Source organism: Aliidiomarina halalkaliphila, assembly GCF_007096385.1.
Taxonomy (GTDB): domain Bacteria; phylum Pseudomonadota; class Gammaproteobacteria; order Enterobacterales; family Alteromonadaceae; genus Aliidiomarina; species Aliidiomarina halalkaliphila.
In genome coordinates, this window is record NZ_VJWL01000004.1 from 82,654 (window position 1) to 97,963 (window position 15,310).

The 15,310-nt window shown below is 50.6% G+C and carries 14 protein-coding genes; 6 read left to right on the forward strand and 8 right to left on the reverse strand.

The window, feature by feature from the left end; all coding sequences use genetic code 11:
- The 4 genes from FM042_RS10560 to FM042_RS10575 all read right to left on the reverse strand — a co-directional run bounded on the left by FM042_RS10560 (position 1) and on the right by FM042_RS10575 (position 4,395).
- Positions 1-969: a PstS family phosphate ABC transporter substrate-binding protein gene (locus FM042_RS10560; protein ID WP_143236413.1), complete on the reverse strand. Its 969-nt coding sequence runs from the start codon at positions 967-969 to the stop codon at positions 1-3.
- A 290-nt stretch (positions 970-1,259) separates the two neighbouring features.
- Positions 1,260-2,564, reverse strand: coding sequence for a phosphate regulon sensor histidine kinase PhoR (gene phoR, locus FM042_RS10565; protein WP_143236414.1), 1,305 nt, complete (start codon positions 2,562-2,564; stop codon positions 1,260-1,262).
- Positions 2,565-3,251 carry a phosphate regulon transcriptional regulator PhoB gene (gene phoB, locus FM042_RS10570; RefSeq protein ID WP_143236415.1) on the reverse strand — a complete coding sequence of 229 codons (687 nt, stop codon included), beginning with the start codon at positions 3,249-3,251 and terminating at the stop codon, positions 2,565-2,567.
- A gap of 103 nt (positions 3,252-3,354) precedes the next feature.
- Positions 3,355-4,395, reverse strand: coding sequence for a porin (locus FM042_RS10575; protein ID WP_143236416.1), 1,041 nt, complete (start codon positions 4,393-4,395; stop codon positions 3,355-3,357).
- Between the two features lie 256 nt (positions 4,396-4,651).
- Between FM042_RS10575 and FM042_RS10580 the strand changes: the two genes are divergently transcribed.
- The 3 genes from FM042_RS10580 to srmB all read left to right on the forward strand — a co-directional run bounded on the left by FM042_RS10580 (position 4,652) and on the right by srmB (position 8,677).
- The gene (locus tag FM042_RS10580) at positions 4,652-6,433 is read left to right on the forward strand and encodes a sensor histidine kinase (protein WP_143236417.1); all 1,782 of its coding nucleotides are present in this window, start codon (positions 4,652-4,654) and stop codon (positions 6,431-6,433) included.
- A 75-nt stretch (positions 6,434-6,508) separates the two neighbouring features.
- A complete protein-coding gene (gene rdgC, locus FM042_RS10585) occupies positions 6,509-7,420 on the forward strand; it encodes a recombination-associated protein RdgC (protein ID WP_143236418.1) in 912 nt (303 codons plus the stop codon).
- Between the two features lie 3 nt (positions 7,421-7,423).
- Positions 7,424-8,677: an ATP-dependent RNA helicase SrmB gene (gene srmB / locus FM042_RS10590; RefSeq protein WP_143236419.1), complete on the forward strand. Its 1,254-nt coding sequence runs from the start codon at positions 7,424-7,426 to the stop codon at positions 8,675-8,677.
- A 26-nt stretch (positions 8,678-8,703) separates the two neighbouring features.
- Here srmB and FM042_RS10595 read toward each other — a convergent pair whose 3' ends face one another.
- Together FM042_RS10595 and thiI are read right to left on the reverse strand one after the other, a co-directional pair.
- Positions 8,704-9,069 (reverse strand): VanZ family protein, encoded by a 366-nt coding sequence (locus FM042_RS10595; protein ID WP_143236420.1) that lies wholly within the window; start codon positions 9,067-9,069, stop codon positions 8,704-8,706.
- 52 nt (positions 9,070-9,121) lie between these two features.
- The gene (thiI, locus tag FM042_RS10600; protein WP_143236421.1) at positions 9,122-10,573 is read right to left on the reverse strand and encodes a tRNA uracil 4-sulfurtransferase ThiI; all 1,452 of its coding nucleotides are present in this window, start codon (positions 10,571-10,573) and stop codon (positions 9,122-9,124) included.
- Between the two features lie 192 nt (positions 10,574-10,765).
- On the opposite strand from thiI, the gene xseB reads away from it, so the two are divergent.
- From xseB to dxs, 3 genes are read left to right on the forward strand one after another with little or no spacing between them, the layout of a single operon-like run.
- Positions 10,766-11,029, forward strand: a complete 264-nt coding sequence (gene xseB / locus FM042_RS10605; RefSeq protein ID WP_143236422.1) for an exodeoxyribonuclease VII small subunit — start codon at positions 10,766-10,768, stop codon at positions 11,027-11,029.
- Positions 11,030-11,036: 7 nt separating this feature from the next.
- Positions 11,037-11,954, forward strand: coding sequence for a (2E,6E)-farnesyl diphosphate synthase (ispA, locus tag FM042_RS10610; protein ID WP_143236514.1), 918 nt, complete (start codon positions 11,037-11,039; stop codon positions 11,952-11,954).
- Between the two features lie 4 nt (positions 11,955-11,958).
- Entirely contained in the window at positions 11,959-13,827 is a 1,869-nt protein-coding gene (gene dxs, locus FM042_RS10615; RefSeq protein WP_143236423.1) for a 1-deoxy-D-xylulose-5-phosphate synthase, read from the forward strand.
- Here dxs and FM042_RS10620 read toward each other — a convergent pair.
- Positions 13,822-14,310: a phosphatidylglycerophosphatase A family protein gene (locus tag FM042_RS10620; RefSeq protein WP_143236424.1), complete on the reverse strand. Its 489-nt coding sequence runs from the start codon at positions 14,308-14,310 to the stop codon at positions 13,822-13,824. The two genes, dxs and FM042_RS10620, sit on opposite strands and share 6 nt — an antisense overlap.
- A 22-nt stretch (positions 14,311-14,332) precedes the next feature.
- Positions 14,333-15,307 (reverse strand): thiamine-phosphate kinase, encoded by a 975-nt coding sequence (gene thiL, locus FM042_RS10625; RefSeq protein WP_143236425.1) that lies wholly within the window; start codon positions 15,305-15,307, stop codon positions 14,333-14,335.
- Positions 15,308-15,310: the final 3 nt, after the last annotated feature.

A 15,310-nucleotide genomic window follows, 5' to 3' on the forward strand; every position in this document is an offset into this window, starting at 1 on the left:
TTACTGCACGTTCAATTCGCGACGGATACGTGACGCTAAAGACTCAGGCAATGGAACATAACCATCACGGTCAACCACTTCCTGGCCTACTTTTGAGTACAGCATTTTTACGAATTCGCGCGTCATTGGGTCGAGGTCACGATTTGGGTGCTTATTCACATACACGTACAAGTAGCGCGCCAGTGGGTAATCACCTGTTGCGGCATTTTCTGCAGTTGGTTCGAAACACTCACCGCCTTCAGTAGCAGACAACGCGATAGCGCGAACACCAGAGGTGCGGTAGCCGATACCTGAGTAACCAATACCGTTCAATGACTCAGTGACACCTTGTACCACTGAAGAAGAACCAGGCTGCTCGTTGATGCTTGATTTGAAGTCACCGCCAAACAGGGCGTTGTCTTTAAAGTAACCGTAAGTACCTGATACTGCGTTACGGCTATACAAAGCGAAATCACGGTTTGCCCAAGAACCTTCTAAACCAACTTGGCCCCAGCGCGTGATATCTTGCGGATAACCGCCACGTCGAGTGGCCGAGAAAATGGCGTCTACTTGCTGCAATGACAAACACTCAATCGGGTTGTCGTTGTTGACATAAACCGCCAACATATCGATAGCAACTGGCATAGCGTATGGTGCATAACCATGACGCGCTTCAAAGGTTTCGATTTCAGACTGGCGCATCGCACGACTCATTGGCGCGAAGTTTGCCGTTCCTTCAGTAATCGCTGGTGGCGCAGTAGATGAACCAGCACCTTGAATCTGCACGTTCACGTTTGGATAGAACTTGTTGAATTCTTCTGCCCACAACGTCATCAGGTTGTTCAAGGTGTCTGAACCGATAGAGTTCATGTTGCCAGACACACCAGACGCACGCTGATATTCAGGTAAACGCGGATCAACACTGGCTGATGCAGTGAAGCCCACTGCGAGCACTGCTGCCGTTACGGTTGCTACGATAGTTTTCTTCATGTCTTTCTCCAATTCCTGTGGTTGTTACAGGTATTTCAAGTTAAGCCAGAGCCATCATAGTGATGAAATATGACACTAAAATGACAACTGGTAATTTTTCTTAGACGCGATTATTTTGATTGCTTCTTGGCGGACTCTCGCAAACAACTTTTTGAGTGCGCTGTGTTTACAGGTGGGCATTGTGGAGCACATAAATGACAGTCATCGGTCAGTTTCGTGACAATTGAATGACAATTTTAGCGGGGGATGGGAAGGCGCACGCGAGCCTGCTTTACAGTGGCAAAAGCTGCCTAATCGGGTTGGCTTAACAGCTCAGGTGAAATGCGAAACCAAAACCGGCTTCCTTGACCAATACGGCTATCGACCTGCAAGTGTGAGCGGTGATGCTCCAAAGCGTGCTTTACGATCGACAGGCCAAGGCCTGTGCCGCCGGTGGCACTATTGCGGTCTTTGTCCACGCGATAAAAACGCTCCGTGAGCCGCGGAATATGTTCAAGGGCGATACCGCTGCCGGTATCTGCCACAGAAAACTCAGCAAAGGGCCCTACTTTGTGCCAACGCACGGTTACTTGACCATGTTGCGGCGTGTACTTAATGGCATTGGTAAGCAAATTAGAACAGGCTGCATGAAGCTTTTCTTCGTTGCCCCACACACTTAAGCTTTCATCGATGTGGGCATCTAAATAGATGTCTTTGTCAGTAAAGAGCGGGCGCATTTCGTTCAGGATCTGGCGGAGCAAGGTGCCCACATCTACCCGCTTGGTGAAGGTATCTTGCATTTGCGATTCCATGCGCGACAGCATGAGCAACTGATTCACCATTTTTTGCATACGCTGGGTTTGCAGGGTCATATCCTGCACGGCTTTTTCAAGCATTTCTGGTGGCATTGTTTTCGGTGAATCCATCATTTCCAAATAGCCATTCATAACCGTTAACGGTGTTTTCAGCTCATGGGAAACGTTGGCGACAAAATCTTTGCGCATCCGCTCAAGTTTGCGCAATTGTGTTACATCACGAGCTACCAATAAAAGCTCGTCCTCAGAATAAGTCATGATCCGAAGCTCGAGCTCGCGCTCATCGCCTTGCGGTGAGTTCAATGTGAACGGCTCATCGAACTGGCCTTTTTCGAAATACTTTTTAAAGCCCGGCTGACGAATGAGGTTGGTGACCTGAATGCCTTTATCCGCGGGCCAACGCAGGCCAAAATAGATTTGGGCTAATTTGTTGGTCCACTCAATATTACCATTGCGCTGCAACACCATACTGGCATCGGGCATGGCTTCCGCCGCTTGCCGAAACCGTTGCAAAAGTACCGCCAGTTGGCGTCGTTTGGTTTGCGCTCGGCGTAGGGTGCGGTAGATACCATCGTAAATATCACTCCACATCCCAGGAGCGCGCGGCGGCAACATGGTGCGGCTTTGCCACAGCCACATATTTAAGCGGTGTAAGAAAAGGTAATTCCAGAATAGCGCTAGGGCCAGCGCCAAGCTAACCGACGGCCAGAAGTATCCGCTCAGCCAGCCGATGAGTGCAAACGGCAGTACCCAAAAGAGTAAGCGTTTTAAAATGCGGTTTAGGGTGTAATGCCGTTCCATTTAACGTGTTGAGAACCGGTAGCCAACGCCTCGTACCGTTTGAATAAGGCTGTCGTGCCCATGCCGTTCAATTGCTTTTCGCAATCGACGAATATGTACATCTACGGTTCTATCCTCCACATAAACATTGGTTCCCCACACATGATCCAGTAATTGTTCTCTGCTGTAAACCCGTTCTGGATGGGTCATAAAGAAATGCAGCAAGCGAAACTCTGTGGGCCCCATATCGAGGGAATCGTCGTTTGCGGAAACTCGGTGCGAGACCGGATCTAACAACAAGCCGTTAATATTCAAAGGCTCGTCGACGTGGGTAGGAGAAACGCGGCGGAATACCGCACGCATGCGGGCGATCAGTTCTTTTGGTGAAAACGGCTTGGTTATATAGTCATCCGCGCCGACCTCCAATCCTTTCACTTTATCTTCTTCTTCACCGCGCGCGGTGAGCATAATGATCGGGATATGGCGTAAGTGATCCGTGGTTTTTACTTTCCGTGCAAGCTGAATACCGCTGCCACCAGGCAACATCCAATCGAGAAGTATCATATCTGGGTATGGTTCAACCATTTTCTCCAATGCGATATCGAAGTCGGCCGCCTGAATCGGCTGATAACCGTGCTGCTCCATCACAAATGCAAGCATTTCCCGGATTGGGGCTTCGTCTTCGACAATCAGTATTCTACTTGGCATAAGCTGTCACCTGTCCGTTACAATACTGGCATTATGCGAAGGAAGTGTGACACTTTTATGACGTTGACTAAAAATGTCGCACAATCAGTCACAAAACAGTTGCTTAGAAGTTCCACACTAAGCCGACGGAAACGGCATAAGGATCATCACCGGGGCTAATCGTTAACGTTTTACCATGCCCACCCGCCGATACATTCACACGTGCATTGTCGTCATTTTGTGCCGCCGATACGGCGAAATAAGCCATGGCTTGCGTGCTTAAGCGGCGATCAATACCAAGGGTAACCATATAGCCATCGTCGTTTTCCATGTCGCGGCTATCACGCACAAATACCTGCCCTTTGAGCTGATAGTCGTCGTTCCACTGATATACAGTGCCAACACCATATACGTTCACATCACCGGTGGTGAGCCCGCGGGCATTCTGAAAGAACAGCGTGGTGGTCCATGCTTCGGCGCGATACACGCTACCAACGCGAAGTGCACGCAAATCGCTCAGTTCATCGCGGCCTTGCACCTCGTAGCCCATTTGCGTCGTCCAAGCGCCCTGATTCCACTGCACCATAGTGCTCCACTCATCATCCCGCGTGGTGGTGCTTACATCCGTAGTTTCCCCCGCGCCAAAATGAATCACAGCAGATAGGTTGTTCCAGACCGGGCTCAGGTATTGCACGCCATTGCGAAAGCGGCGGTCAAAATGCATTTCACCGCTTCGGGTCACATTCCGCCCTTCCCCTACGCGATCGCGGAACAACTCAATGTGGTTTAAAATGCGCTTCACGGGGGTATCAATATAACCACCACGCAGCGTGCCCCAATCACCCCGAATTCCGACAAAGGTATTACGCGCAGAGAGCGTGGCATCACCGTCGGTCACTTGCACTGTGCGCTCAATCTGACCAAGCAGCATTAAATCATTTGCCAACCCATGCATCACGGAAAGCCCAATACGTGAGGAGTTACTGGAGAGATTCAAGCCGCCATCATTGCCATCATTCAAGTAATCTGCAGACACATGCAGACGACCGTAAAATTTAAAGTCCGTTGGCGTTTCGGTAGCAGCCACAGGGCTAGCTGTAAAAAGCACAGGCGTAACGACGGCAAATAAGGAGATAAGGCAAGAGCGAGTCCGTGGCATGCGCATAGAATACCCTCCGTGTGCGCAGTTTAAAGGGGGCGTAGCAAGCGATCGCTGCTAAAACGCTGTTTGTATGACGATTATATAAAGATATTATGGCAGTTTTGTTACATAGCGGGAATATACGATCATTTTTAAAGGTTCGCGAGCCTTAGCACGGCCCCCCATCCGAGTGCAGCTTTACAGTGTTCAAATGCCATCACTCCTGCTAAAGTCAGAGCAATAAAATAACAAGATTAACCATGGCATCGCGCAAACATTCATGCAGAAAAAAGTATCCGTACCTCGCTCACCCATTCCTCGGAGTATCGCACGCACACTCCTTACGAGTGTATTAACGGTATACTTCTTGCTCACCCTGATTATTACCACCGGGCAGATCGCCTTTGAATACAACAACACTCGCGAATCGCTGTTGCATGATCTGCGCAATCAACACCATACTTTTGCCGCCAGTTTAGCCCGGGCCATGTGGGAATTTAACCAAGAACAAACTAACGCCCTGGCGACCGGATTAATCAATATACCGGCTATTAGCGGTATTATTATTCGTGATGATCAAGAGCGTGTGATCATTAATCAAGGGGCAACCATGAGCCTGGATCGCCTTGGATTAATCGACGATAGCGGTCCCATTCCTGAACATAGTGGCGTTTTTGGTTACTACTCGCCGCTGGTGTTTGAATTTGCTGGTGGCTCAGAAGTGGTTGGTGATGTAGTGCTATTTTCGAGCCGGGACATTACCATTGATCGGCTCAAACCCAGCTTAATCCTGCTACTCGTGGGCGCCTTACTCAAAAGCTCGATTCTTATTTTGCTGTTCACTTTGGCATTTCGCCATTATCTCCGAGAACCGTTGGAAAGCCTTATCGATCAACTGCGTAATTTTTCTCCTGAGCAACCAGAGAGTTCGCAAATTCGCTTACAGCAGCAAGAAGTGAACGAGTTTTCACTATTGGAAGACGCCTACAATGACTTGCTATCGCGCCTTCGTGCGCATCAAACCGACCTGACCTCTGCGCAACAAGAGTTAAATCATGCGAATCGCCGTCTCGAAGATCAGAATTTACTGCTTGAACAAGAGATCGCTGAAAAGACTTTAGGTATCAGCAATCTGATGTTGGATTTAGAGCGCCGCCGTCACGAGTTGGAAGTGCGCCAGCAATCATTGGAGCAAGAAGTACATCAACGTCGCATCACTGAGTCACGCTTGAAACAATCCAATCAAGAACTGGAAGATAGCTTGGAGTTCTTGCAGCAGGTGCGTGTGCAGCTAATGAGTTCGGAGAAAATGGCGGCACTTGGCAATATGGTGGCTAGTATCACCCATGATGTCAGCACACCCTTGGGCGTGAGTGTTACCGCAACGAGTTACCTGCAGGAACAATTACAGAAGATTCAACAGCAGATAGCCGCAGGGACCGCCTCGGAAAAAGATATCCAGGCATTTATTGCGACTGTGGCGGAAAGTAATACGCTGATCGAAACCAACTTGCAGCGAGCCAACGAAATCATGAGTGGCTTTAAACAAGTGGCCGTTGATCAGGCCGCCGAACATACCCGCAGTATTCATGTGTGTGATTATATGCAGCGCATCATTCAATCGCTGCAACCGCAGCTGCGCAAAAAATCCTGTCAGGTGCACCTTAACTGCCCCGACGATATTGAGGTGCGCTGCAACGCAGGGGCACTTGCACAAGTGCTCACAAACATGATCATGAATAGTATTGTTCATGCTTTCCCAGAGTCTGCCAATGCACGCATTGATATTGATGTGAGCGTGGACGACAACCAGCTTCATATTCGCTATCGCGATAATGGTGTGGGCATGTCGTCGAGTCAATTACGCCAGTTGTTTGAGCCTTTCTACACCACCTCAGCAGAAAACGGTGGCAGTGGTCTTGGTGCCCATATTATCTACACCTTAATTACACAAACTTTAGGCGGAAACGTTGAGGTCAGTAGTCAGCCAGAGCAAGGTTTGTGCTACGATTTTCACTTTCCCGTTGAGCGTATAAGCGAATCGCTGAACGCCACCTCTTAATTCTGACAGGAGCGGTGAACTCGGGTAGAATGCGACGCCGCTCTTTCGACCTTGTACATTTCAGGAGTTTTTTGCATGTGGTTTAAAAACCTACGTATCTATAGTTTTACTCAGCCCTTTAGTTGGACTGAAGAATCCGTTTCCACCCTTGAAGAACGTCGGTTTAGCCCTTGTGCTCGCTCAGAACCCTCTAGCGTGGGTTGGATTCCGCCACTCGGCGCCGAAGATGGCCCCCTCACCCATGAGATCGGTTCCTTTGTTCTGTTGTGCCTGAAAAAAGAAGAAAAAGTGATGCCTTCAAGCACCGTGAAAGCAGAGCTAGAAGCACGCAAAGAAGCCTACGAGCAAGAAAACGCGCGGCCGATGCCGCGCAAAGAGCAACAAAGTTTGAAAGAAGACATCATGCATCAAATGCTGCCGCAAGCCTTTAGCAAATATGCGGTGACTTGGGCTATCCTTGATACACAAGCCCAGCTTATGTATGTCGATTCATCCAGTGCGACCAAAGCGGAAGAGCTCACCGCGGTATTGCGCAGCTGTTTAGGCTCGCTACCGGTGAAGCCGTGGGGCGGCGACCATCCTGGCCATCACGTGTATACCGATTGGGTGAAACAACAAGCGGCACCAAGCGGCTTTGAACTTGGTTTTGACGCGGAACTCCGGGGTGAGCGTGATGACGATTCTGTGGTGCGTTTTAAAAACCACGATCTCACCACCGATGAAGTGGCCCTGCATTTATCCCATGGCAAGCAGGTCACTCAATTAGGGATGAATTGGCAAGATCGCATTCAATTTACCCTCACCGATGATTACGCCCTCAAGCGCATTCAATTTGGTGACATCGTGAAAGAACAGCGGGACGACAGCAACGCGGAATCGCGGGCAGAGCAACTGGATCTCGATTTCTCATTAATGGCAGGCGAATTTGCTGAACTGATACAAGCGTTGCAGCAAACTCTTGAAATACAACCACAGGTGGAGTCGTAAACCATGACCCCAGATTGGGCAGAACTGGATCTTGCGCCAGAGTTAATTCATGCATTGTTGGAGCGGGGCTTAAACAAGCCTACTCGCATTCAACAAGATGTGATTCCGTTAGCCATGGACGGTCGCGACATTATGGCGACCTCGCCCACTGGCACGGGTAAAACACTCGCGTTCCTATTACCCGCAATCCAGCATCTGCTTGATTACCCGCGCCGGGATCCCGGTGCCGCGCGCGTCCTAGTACTCGCTCCGACCCGCGAACTGGCAGAGCAAATTGGCGAACAAGCCGAGCAGCTTTGCGCGGTCACGGGTTTATCCTGCTTAACGGTGACTGGCGGTATTAATTTCGGTACTCACCTCGAAAAGCTGCGTAAGAATCTCGATATTCTTATTGCAACCCCAGGCCGCTTATTAGATTACCTGTCGGATAACAAGTTTAGCGCCGAAGAGATCGAAATACTCGTACTCGATGAAGCCGATCGCATGCTCGACATGGGTTTCCGTACCCCGGTTGAACAAATCATGAATGAAGCGGTACATTTGAAACAGCGCTTGTTGTTCTCTGCCACCGCAGACCATTCCACGCTGGTTGCATTTGGTCGCATCGTGCTTGAAAAGCCTGAAGTCGTGTTAGCTGAACCACCCAAACGGGAACGCGGAAAAATCCATCAGTGGGTTCATATCAGCGACACCCTCGAGCATAAAAAAGCGCTGCTCATGCACTTAGTGCGCACATTCTCTGGGCGTATTTTGGTGTTTGTACGCAAGCGCGAGCGGGCGCATGATGTAGCCGAGTTCCTGTCACAGCAAGGCTTTGGTGCCACTGCGTTAGAAGGTGGTTTGCCCCAAGCCGAACGCCAAGAACGCATCAAGTCGTTTAGCTCGATTCGCCAACGCATCTTAGTGGCCACCGATGTGGCGGCACGCGGTCTTGATATTGCTGATGTGGAATTGGTGGTGAACTTTGATTTACCACGCAAAGGCGATACCTTCTTGCATCGTATTGGTCGCACAGCCCGAGCTGGCAAAAAAGGCACCGCTGTGGCTTTAGTGGAAGCTCACGACGCCGAACACTTAGGCCGTATTGAACGCTACTTAGGCGAGCGCCTCGAACGCCGTTTCGTGCCCGAGTTGCGTCCGCAGTTTAAATTCCCAGATCCGGAGAAGTCGAAGAAAAAGAAAAAGAAGAAAAAAGCCGGAAAAGTGAAAGCAGGAAAACGCGCCCCCACCAAATCACACGCCAGTAAAAAAGGCTAATCGCAACGCGATTAGCCTTTCTCGTTTTAGCTTGACGACTGGCGACGCCTCTTGCGGGTCGCGAGCAGATACAAGAGTACTTTACGCACTGCGTAAAACGCGGCGACACCCACCATATCCGCAACCACATCCCACGGATCTGCACCGCGGCCCGGAATGTAGTGTTGAATCAATTCTATGGCGACGGCGTAAACGAACAGCGATGTCCAAGCGAACCAAAGCGGTGGGCGGAAGGCAATATGAAAGCTCGCGGCCAGCACGAAAAATAAACCGAAGTGCACGATTTTGTCTGCATGTGGAAACTGAAAGGCTCCAGGCGTCGGTGGGCTTTGCATCAGAAACAGTACTGACACGCCCAACATAATACAGGCAAATAATATTCGGGAGACCAAAAACACACGTATCCTTATCTGAGTTGGTAAGCCGTAGACGATGTCGATTTAGTTACGAACGCTCAAAAATACCCACATGCTGAAATCCTTGCTCGCGCATTTGAATCGCTTGCAGACGACTCATCACGCCTTGCTGACAGTACAGCACATATTGCTTTTCTTTATCCAGTGTATCTTGTTTCCCTGCGAGACGGAAAAATGGAATATGTAACACTTTGTGTCCGGCAACTTCGAGCGGCTGCTGTTCCACTTCATCGTCCGTGCGAATATCTAGCACAATCGCCTGATCCGGCAAATCATCTCGGTAAACCTCTGGGCCTGCAACTGGATTTACCCGAACTTCACGAATATCGATAGCCCGTGCTTGCGACACCACTGAATCGATCAGGCCGTCTGATATTACGGCTTGCTCCGTGGCCGCGATCACTTCAGGCTTCACTTTCACCGACGGTTGATTTGAGATAACACCGCAATATTCCGGAACGGCAGCGCTCAGATGCTCCACACCAATCGCGCGCGCTTGATCAACAATAGTTTGCTTGTCACTGACGATCAATGGCCGTATCACCAACGCCGGCGTTGCCGCGTCAATCAGCTGTAGGTTACTTAAGGTTTGGCTCGACACCTGCCCGATGGCTTCGCCGGTAACGATCGCCTGAGCGCGTATGCGTTTGGCAATTTGACCAGCAGCACGCATCATGGCGCGTTTCAACACCACGCCCATAGTGCCTTGATCTGCGTGTTCTAAAATTCGGTTCACTACCTCGCTGAAATCGACGGTAATGAATTTCACGGCGTGGGTTTTTGAGTATTTTTCCCAAAGAAAATATGCAATCTCACGCACCGCGGCTTCGTGCGTATCGGCGCCGAGGTTAAAGAAACAAAAATGGGTGCGGGTACCACGACGGATCATTTGAAAACTGGCCACTGAGCTATCAAAGCCTCCAGACATCAGCGATAGCACGGTTTCTTGTGTTGGCAGCGGGAAACCACCGAGAGCTTGATAGCGGGTCACCACGAGCGACATCTGTTGGTCGATAATATGCAACACCACGTCTTCTTCTGGGTCTTTTAACCGTACCGTTGACCCAGTTACGTGTTGTTTAATGCCACCACCAAGATAGCGGGCCAAATCCATGGAGGAGAATTCATGGTGTCCTTTGCGCTTCACTCGAATTGCAAAGGACTTGTTCTCAAGTTGCGCACCCTTGTGTTCAAGCACCCATTGGAAGATGCCTTCAAAATCGCATAGGGGAGCTTGCAATACTTGCTCAAAATAGGAAATTCCAGGGGTTTGCTGCAACCGCGCAATCACTGTGGCGGTCAAATCCGGCACATCGTCGTGACTGATTTCAATGCGATCCCAGTGGTTACGCACCCGCACCGACTTATGCAGTGGCTTTAAGAGTGTGCGAAGGTTGCCCGTTAAGACCTTCACATGACGCTGCCGAACGGAGCGACTTTTAATGGTAATTTCAGCATGGAGTCGAACAATAAAGCGCATAGCAACATTCACACAGGATAAAAGCGAGCGCCAAATTATACAGGATTTCGCCTTGTTCAGCTAATTAAGCCGTGACCGCGGCGCAAAAGCGGTGCAGTTATGACCTCCCCTGTGATATTTTATAGGGATACAAACCCTGTGTACGTACACGGACTTATTCTGAGCGGTTCACCCCAGAGATCAGGAATTGTTATGTCGGACAAAGCAAGCAAACCAGAAGCGATCGGTTTTGAACAAGCGATCCAAGAGCTCGAGCAGATCATTCAGGCTCTTGAGCAAGGTGATTTGCCCCTTGAACAATCACTGCAGCAATTTGAGCGCGCTGTTGCCCTTACGCGAGTAAGCCAAAAAAAGCTGCAAGACGCTGAACAACGCGTGCAAATTCTATTGCAACAGCAGCAAGAAGAAACCTTAAGCGACTTCACTGATGCTGCCTCTGATGAAGCAACCCCCTAATATGTCGATGGCTTCTACACCGGCAGCGCCAGCCCAGCACGAATTGTTTCAACAGCAATTCACGTATTTGCGTGAGCGCCATGATAGCTATTTGCAAAAGGTACTATCGGAGCATGCACACGCGACGCGGTTGCAACAAGCCATGCAGTATTCCTCATTGCTTGGCGGGAAACGCGTACGCCCATTCTTGGTGTATGCCACCGGCGAATTATTTTCCGTGCCAGCAGAAAACCTAGATGCGCCCGCCGCAGCGGTCGAGTGTATTCATGCTTATTCGTTGATACACGACGATCTGCCGGCCATGGACGACGACACCTTACGCCGTGGTCAGCCTACCTGCCACGTGCAATTTGATGAAGCGACCGCCATTTTGGCAGGCGATGCCTTGCAATCATTTGCGTTTAGTTTACTCGCACAGCCTTTACCTGATATCGCGCCAGAACAACAATTACGGATGGTACAAGTGCTGGCGGACAGCGCAGGTCTACACGGCATGTGTGGCGGCCAAATGCTGGATATCGAAGCCACAGGGCGCAAGATAAGCAGTGCAGAACTCGAGCAAGTTCATCAGTTGAAAACCGGGGCTTTGTTACGTGCCTCCGTTCAGCTCGGTGCCCTTGCTGCACAAGATGTTAGTGACCAGATACATAACGCCCTTGATGAATTTGCTCATGCGATTGGTTTAGCATTTCAGGTGAAAGACGATATCCTCGATGTGACCAGTGACACACAGACCCTCGGGAAAACCCAAGGCGCTGACCAAGCGTTGGATAAATCAACCTATCCGGCTTTATTAGGGCTAGAGGGCTCACAGGCATTGCTTGAGCAATTGCACGAAAAAGCGCTACACGCGCTCGCCTTGATCCCGTACAATACCGCTCTCCTTGAGGGCTTTACAGAATATCTTGTCAAACGAGACCGGTAGTAACATGACGCATGCAACAAACCCAGCCTTTCCGCTGTTAGAAAAAATTGACTCCCCTGCTGATTTGCGTGGATTACCCAAGCAAACACTGAAGCAGGTGAGCGATGAATTGCGTCATTATTTGCTTACCTCTGTGAGCAAAAGCAGTGGCCATTTAGCGTCTGGTTTGGGCACCGTTGAACTGACCGTCGCGCTGCATTATGTGTACAAGACCCCGTTTGATCACCTGGTATGGGATGTAGGTCACCAAGCCTATCCACACAAGATCCTGACTGGCCGTCGTGATGAATTACATACTATCCGGCAAAAAGATGGTTTACATCCGTTCCCGTGGCGCGATGAAAGTGAATACGATGTGTTATCCGTCGGTCACTCAAGTACTTCTATTAGTGCTGCTTTAGGGCTTGCCATTGCCGCTGAAAAAGAAGCGGCGAATCGTAAAGTTGTTGCTGTGATCGGCGATGGTGCCATGACCGCAGGAATGGCTTTTGAAGCCCTGAACCACGCCGGTGACATTTCCCCAGACATGCTGGTGATTCTTAACGACAACGATATGTCGATTTCTGAGAACGTCGGCGCACTGAATTCCCATTTTGCTCGCTTACTTTCGGGCAAGTTCTACACCACCTTACGTGAAGGCGGCAAACAGCTTCTGAGCGGGATGCCGGGCATGCGGGAGCTCGTTAGTAAAGCCGAAGAACATGTGAAAGGCATGGTGACCCCTGGTACTATTTTTGAAGAACTTGGCTTTAATTATATTGGCCCCATCGACGGTCACGATGTCGATAGCTTGGTGGAAACCTTGCAAAACATGCGCTCCATGAAAGGACCGCAACTCCTGCATGTGGTGACCCGAAAAGGCAAAGGCTACGCCCCTGCCGAAAAAGATCCCATTGGTTACCATGGTGTACCCAAGTTTGATCCGAGCACCGACTCGTTGCCCTCTAAGCCTGCAAGCGTACCCTCGTATTCCGCCGTATTTGGCGAATGGTTGTGCGAAATGGCGGCTGCGGACCCAAATGTGGTGGGGATTACTCCAGCCATGCGTGAAGGCTCGGGCATGGTGGAATTCGCCCGTCGTTTTCCGAAACAATATTACGATGTGGCCATTGCTGAACAACATGCGGTGACGTTTGGGGCTGGTCTGGCGATTGCTGGCATGAAGCCGGTGGTGGCCATTTACTCTACCTTCTTACAGCGCGCGTATGATCAAGTGATCCATGATGTGGCACTGCAGAATTTACCGGTATTGTTTGCTATTGATCGGGCCGGCATTGTTGGCGCCGATGGCCCTACGCATCAAGGTGCTTACGACCTGTCCTATCTGCGTTGCGTACCTAATATGGTGGTGATGACGCCGAGTGATGAGAACGAGTGCCGATTAATGCTCTATACCGGCTATCAGCACAATGGGCCCACGGCGGTACGCTATCCTCGCGGAAATGGTATTGGTGTCGACTACACGCCGTTAGAGACCCTTCCTATTGGCAAAAGCGTAGCGAAACGAGATGGCAAGCGCGTTGCTATTTTGAATTTTGGTATTTTATTGCCGGAAGTACTCAGCGCCGCTGAAACACTAGATGCCAGCGTAATCGATATGCGCTTCGTGAAGCCGCTGGATCATGAGGCGATTTTGGCCGCTGCCGAGGATCACGAACTGATCGTTACCGTGGAAGAGAACGCGATTGCGGGCGGCGCGGGAAGTGCTGTGTGCGAGTTATTAAACGTTCACAACGTGGCCACGCCGGTATTGATGATTGGTCTGCCTGATGAGTTTATCAAGCACGGCAGTCAGGATGAGATCCGTGCCGAGCTGGGCCTCGACGCCGCTGGCATCACCAGCAAAATCAAAGCCCGCCTCTCGCTGTTATAACCAGCCTAGTGACAGGGCGATGTGCATCAGGAGCAGGGTGAAAAATCCTGCCAGTACATCGTCGAGCATGATTCCCAAGCCCCCGTGCACTTTTTGGTCGAGCCAGCGAATTGGCCACGGCTTCAAAATATCGAAGAATCGGAAAATCACGAACGCCACCAGCAGCGTGAGCCAACTGACCGGCACCGCAATCATAGCAATCATATAACCTGCGATTTCATCCCACACAATGGCTGGTGCGTCGTGCTCACCCATGGCCTTGGCGGTTTGCCCGCATAGGTAAATGCCCACCAGAGTGACGACCGCAACCACACCTAAATAAGCGGCAACGTCTAATGGTGCAAACAGCCATACCAGTAAAATAGCGGGAAGAGTACCAAAGGTACCCGGCGCTTTTGGGGCGAGGCCAGTACCAAATCCAAGCGACAAAAAATGCACTGGATTCTTCAAGAGCTGACGAGGTGGTACGCGTGCTGGGGCCATAAAAACTCCGTTTCGAAGGGGCTTAAAAATGACTATAACTGAGGTGATCGCACTGAATTTCTTTGCCCGCATGGATAAAGCGTAAGCCCGGCTCTCTCTCGATCACGCCAATCGCTGTAACCGCAACACCCGCTTGCCGGCTAATGGTTTCAAAAGCACCACGTCGGCCTTCAGGGACGGTAAAGCATAATTCGTAATCATCACCACCTACCAATTGATAGGGCCATCCTTGCTCTAAGCTAACACTTGCAGCAAAGGCATCCGAGCGTGGCAATAAGCCTAAGTCGATGCGCGCACCGACTTTGGATGCGGTTAAGATATGCTTCAAATCACCGGCTAGTCCATCGGATAGGTCAATGGCACTATTGGCCTGATTACGAATCAGCGTGCCTAGCATCACACGGGGCGTTGGCCGAAACAAGCGTTCATTCAAGGCTTCACGCACACTGATATCACACGCTACGGATAACTTGTCCTGCTGCAGCGCGAGGGCCAACGCAGCATCGCCCAAGGTACCGCTTACATAGATGCGATCCCCAGGCTGGGCGCCGCTGCGCAGCAAGTAGCGGTCTTTCGGCACAAAACCATGCACTGTCAGGGTCAACGTGAGTGGGCCGCGAGTGATATCGCCGCCGATGAGGCTACAGTGATGATAATCGAGGGTTTCAATCAGGCCGCGACTAAATTGATCTAGCCAGGTTTCGTCGAAATCCGGTAAAGTAAGTGCGAGGGAGGCCCAAGCGGGCTCCGCACCCATGGCGGCCAGATCACTGAGGTTCACTGCAGCCAATTTGTGACCAAGGGCATCAATCGGCGTATGCGCGTCAAAATGCACCCCAGACACCATGGTATCTGTAGTCACTGCAAGATGGGAGTTGGCTGGGGGCGCAAGAATTGCCGCGTCGTCCCCCACCGAAATAGGCACATCCGCACGTTTTATACCGCGCTCTTTAAAAAAGCGCTCAATCAGTGCGAATTCGCCGCGCGTCGAATCCATTGA

Bases quoted from the DNA above. Each gene is read 5' to 3' on its own strand.
- FM042_RS10560 (WP_143236413.1), bottom strand. From the start codon at position 969: ATGAAGAAAACTATCGTAGCAACCGTAACGGCAGCAGTGCTCGCAGTG.
- phoR (WP_143236414.1), bottom strand. From the start codon at position 2,564: ATGGAACGGCATTACACCCTAAACCGCATTTTAAAACGCTTACTCTTT.
- phoB (WP_143236415.1), bottom strand. From the start codon at position 3,251: ATGCCAAGTAGAATACTGATTGTCGAAGACGAAGCCCCAATCCGGGAA.
- FM042_RS10575 (WP_143236416.1), bottom strand. From the start codon at position 4,395: ATGCGCATGCCACGGACTCGCTCTTGCCTTATCTCCTTATTTGCCGTC.
- FM042_RS10580 (WP_143236417.1), top strand. From the start codon at position 4,652: ATGCAGAAAAAAGTATCCGTACCTCGCTCACCCATTCCTCGGAGTATC.
- rdgC (WP_143236418.1), top strand. From the start codon at position 6,509: ATGTGGTTTAAAAACCTACGTATCTATAGTTTTACTCAGCCCTTTAGT.
- srmB (WP_143236419.1), top strand. From the start codon at position 7,424: ATGACCCCAGATTGGGCAGAACTGGATCTTGCGCCAGAGTTAATTCAT.
- thiI (WP_143236421.1), bottom strand. From the start codon at position 10,573: ATGCGCTTTATTGTTCGACTCCATGCTGAAATTACCATTAAAAGTCGC.
- xseB (WP_143236422.1), top strand. From the start codon at position 10,766: ATGTCGGACAAAGCAAGCAAACCAGAAGCGATCGGTTTTGAACAAGCG.
- ispA (WP_143236514.1), top strand. From the start codon at position 11,037: ATGGCTTCTACACCGGCAGCGCCAGCCCAGCACGAATTGTTTCAACAG.
- dxs (WP_143236423.1), top strand. From the start codon at position 11,959: ATGACGCATGCAACAAACCCAGCCTTTCCGCTGTTAGAAAAAATTGAC.
- FM042_RS10620 (WP_143236424.1), bottom strand. From the start codon at position 14,310: ATGGCCCCAGCACGCGTACCACCTCGTCAGCTCTTGAAGAATCCAGTG.
- thiL (WP_143236425.1), bottom strand. From the start codon at position 15,307: ATGGATTCGACGCGCGGCGAATTCGCACTGATTGAGCGCTTTTTTAAA.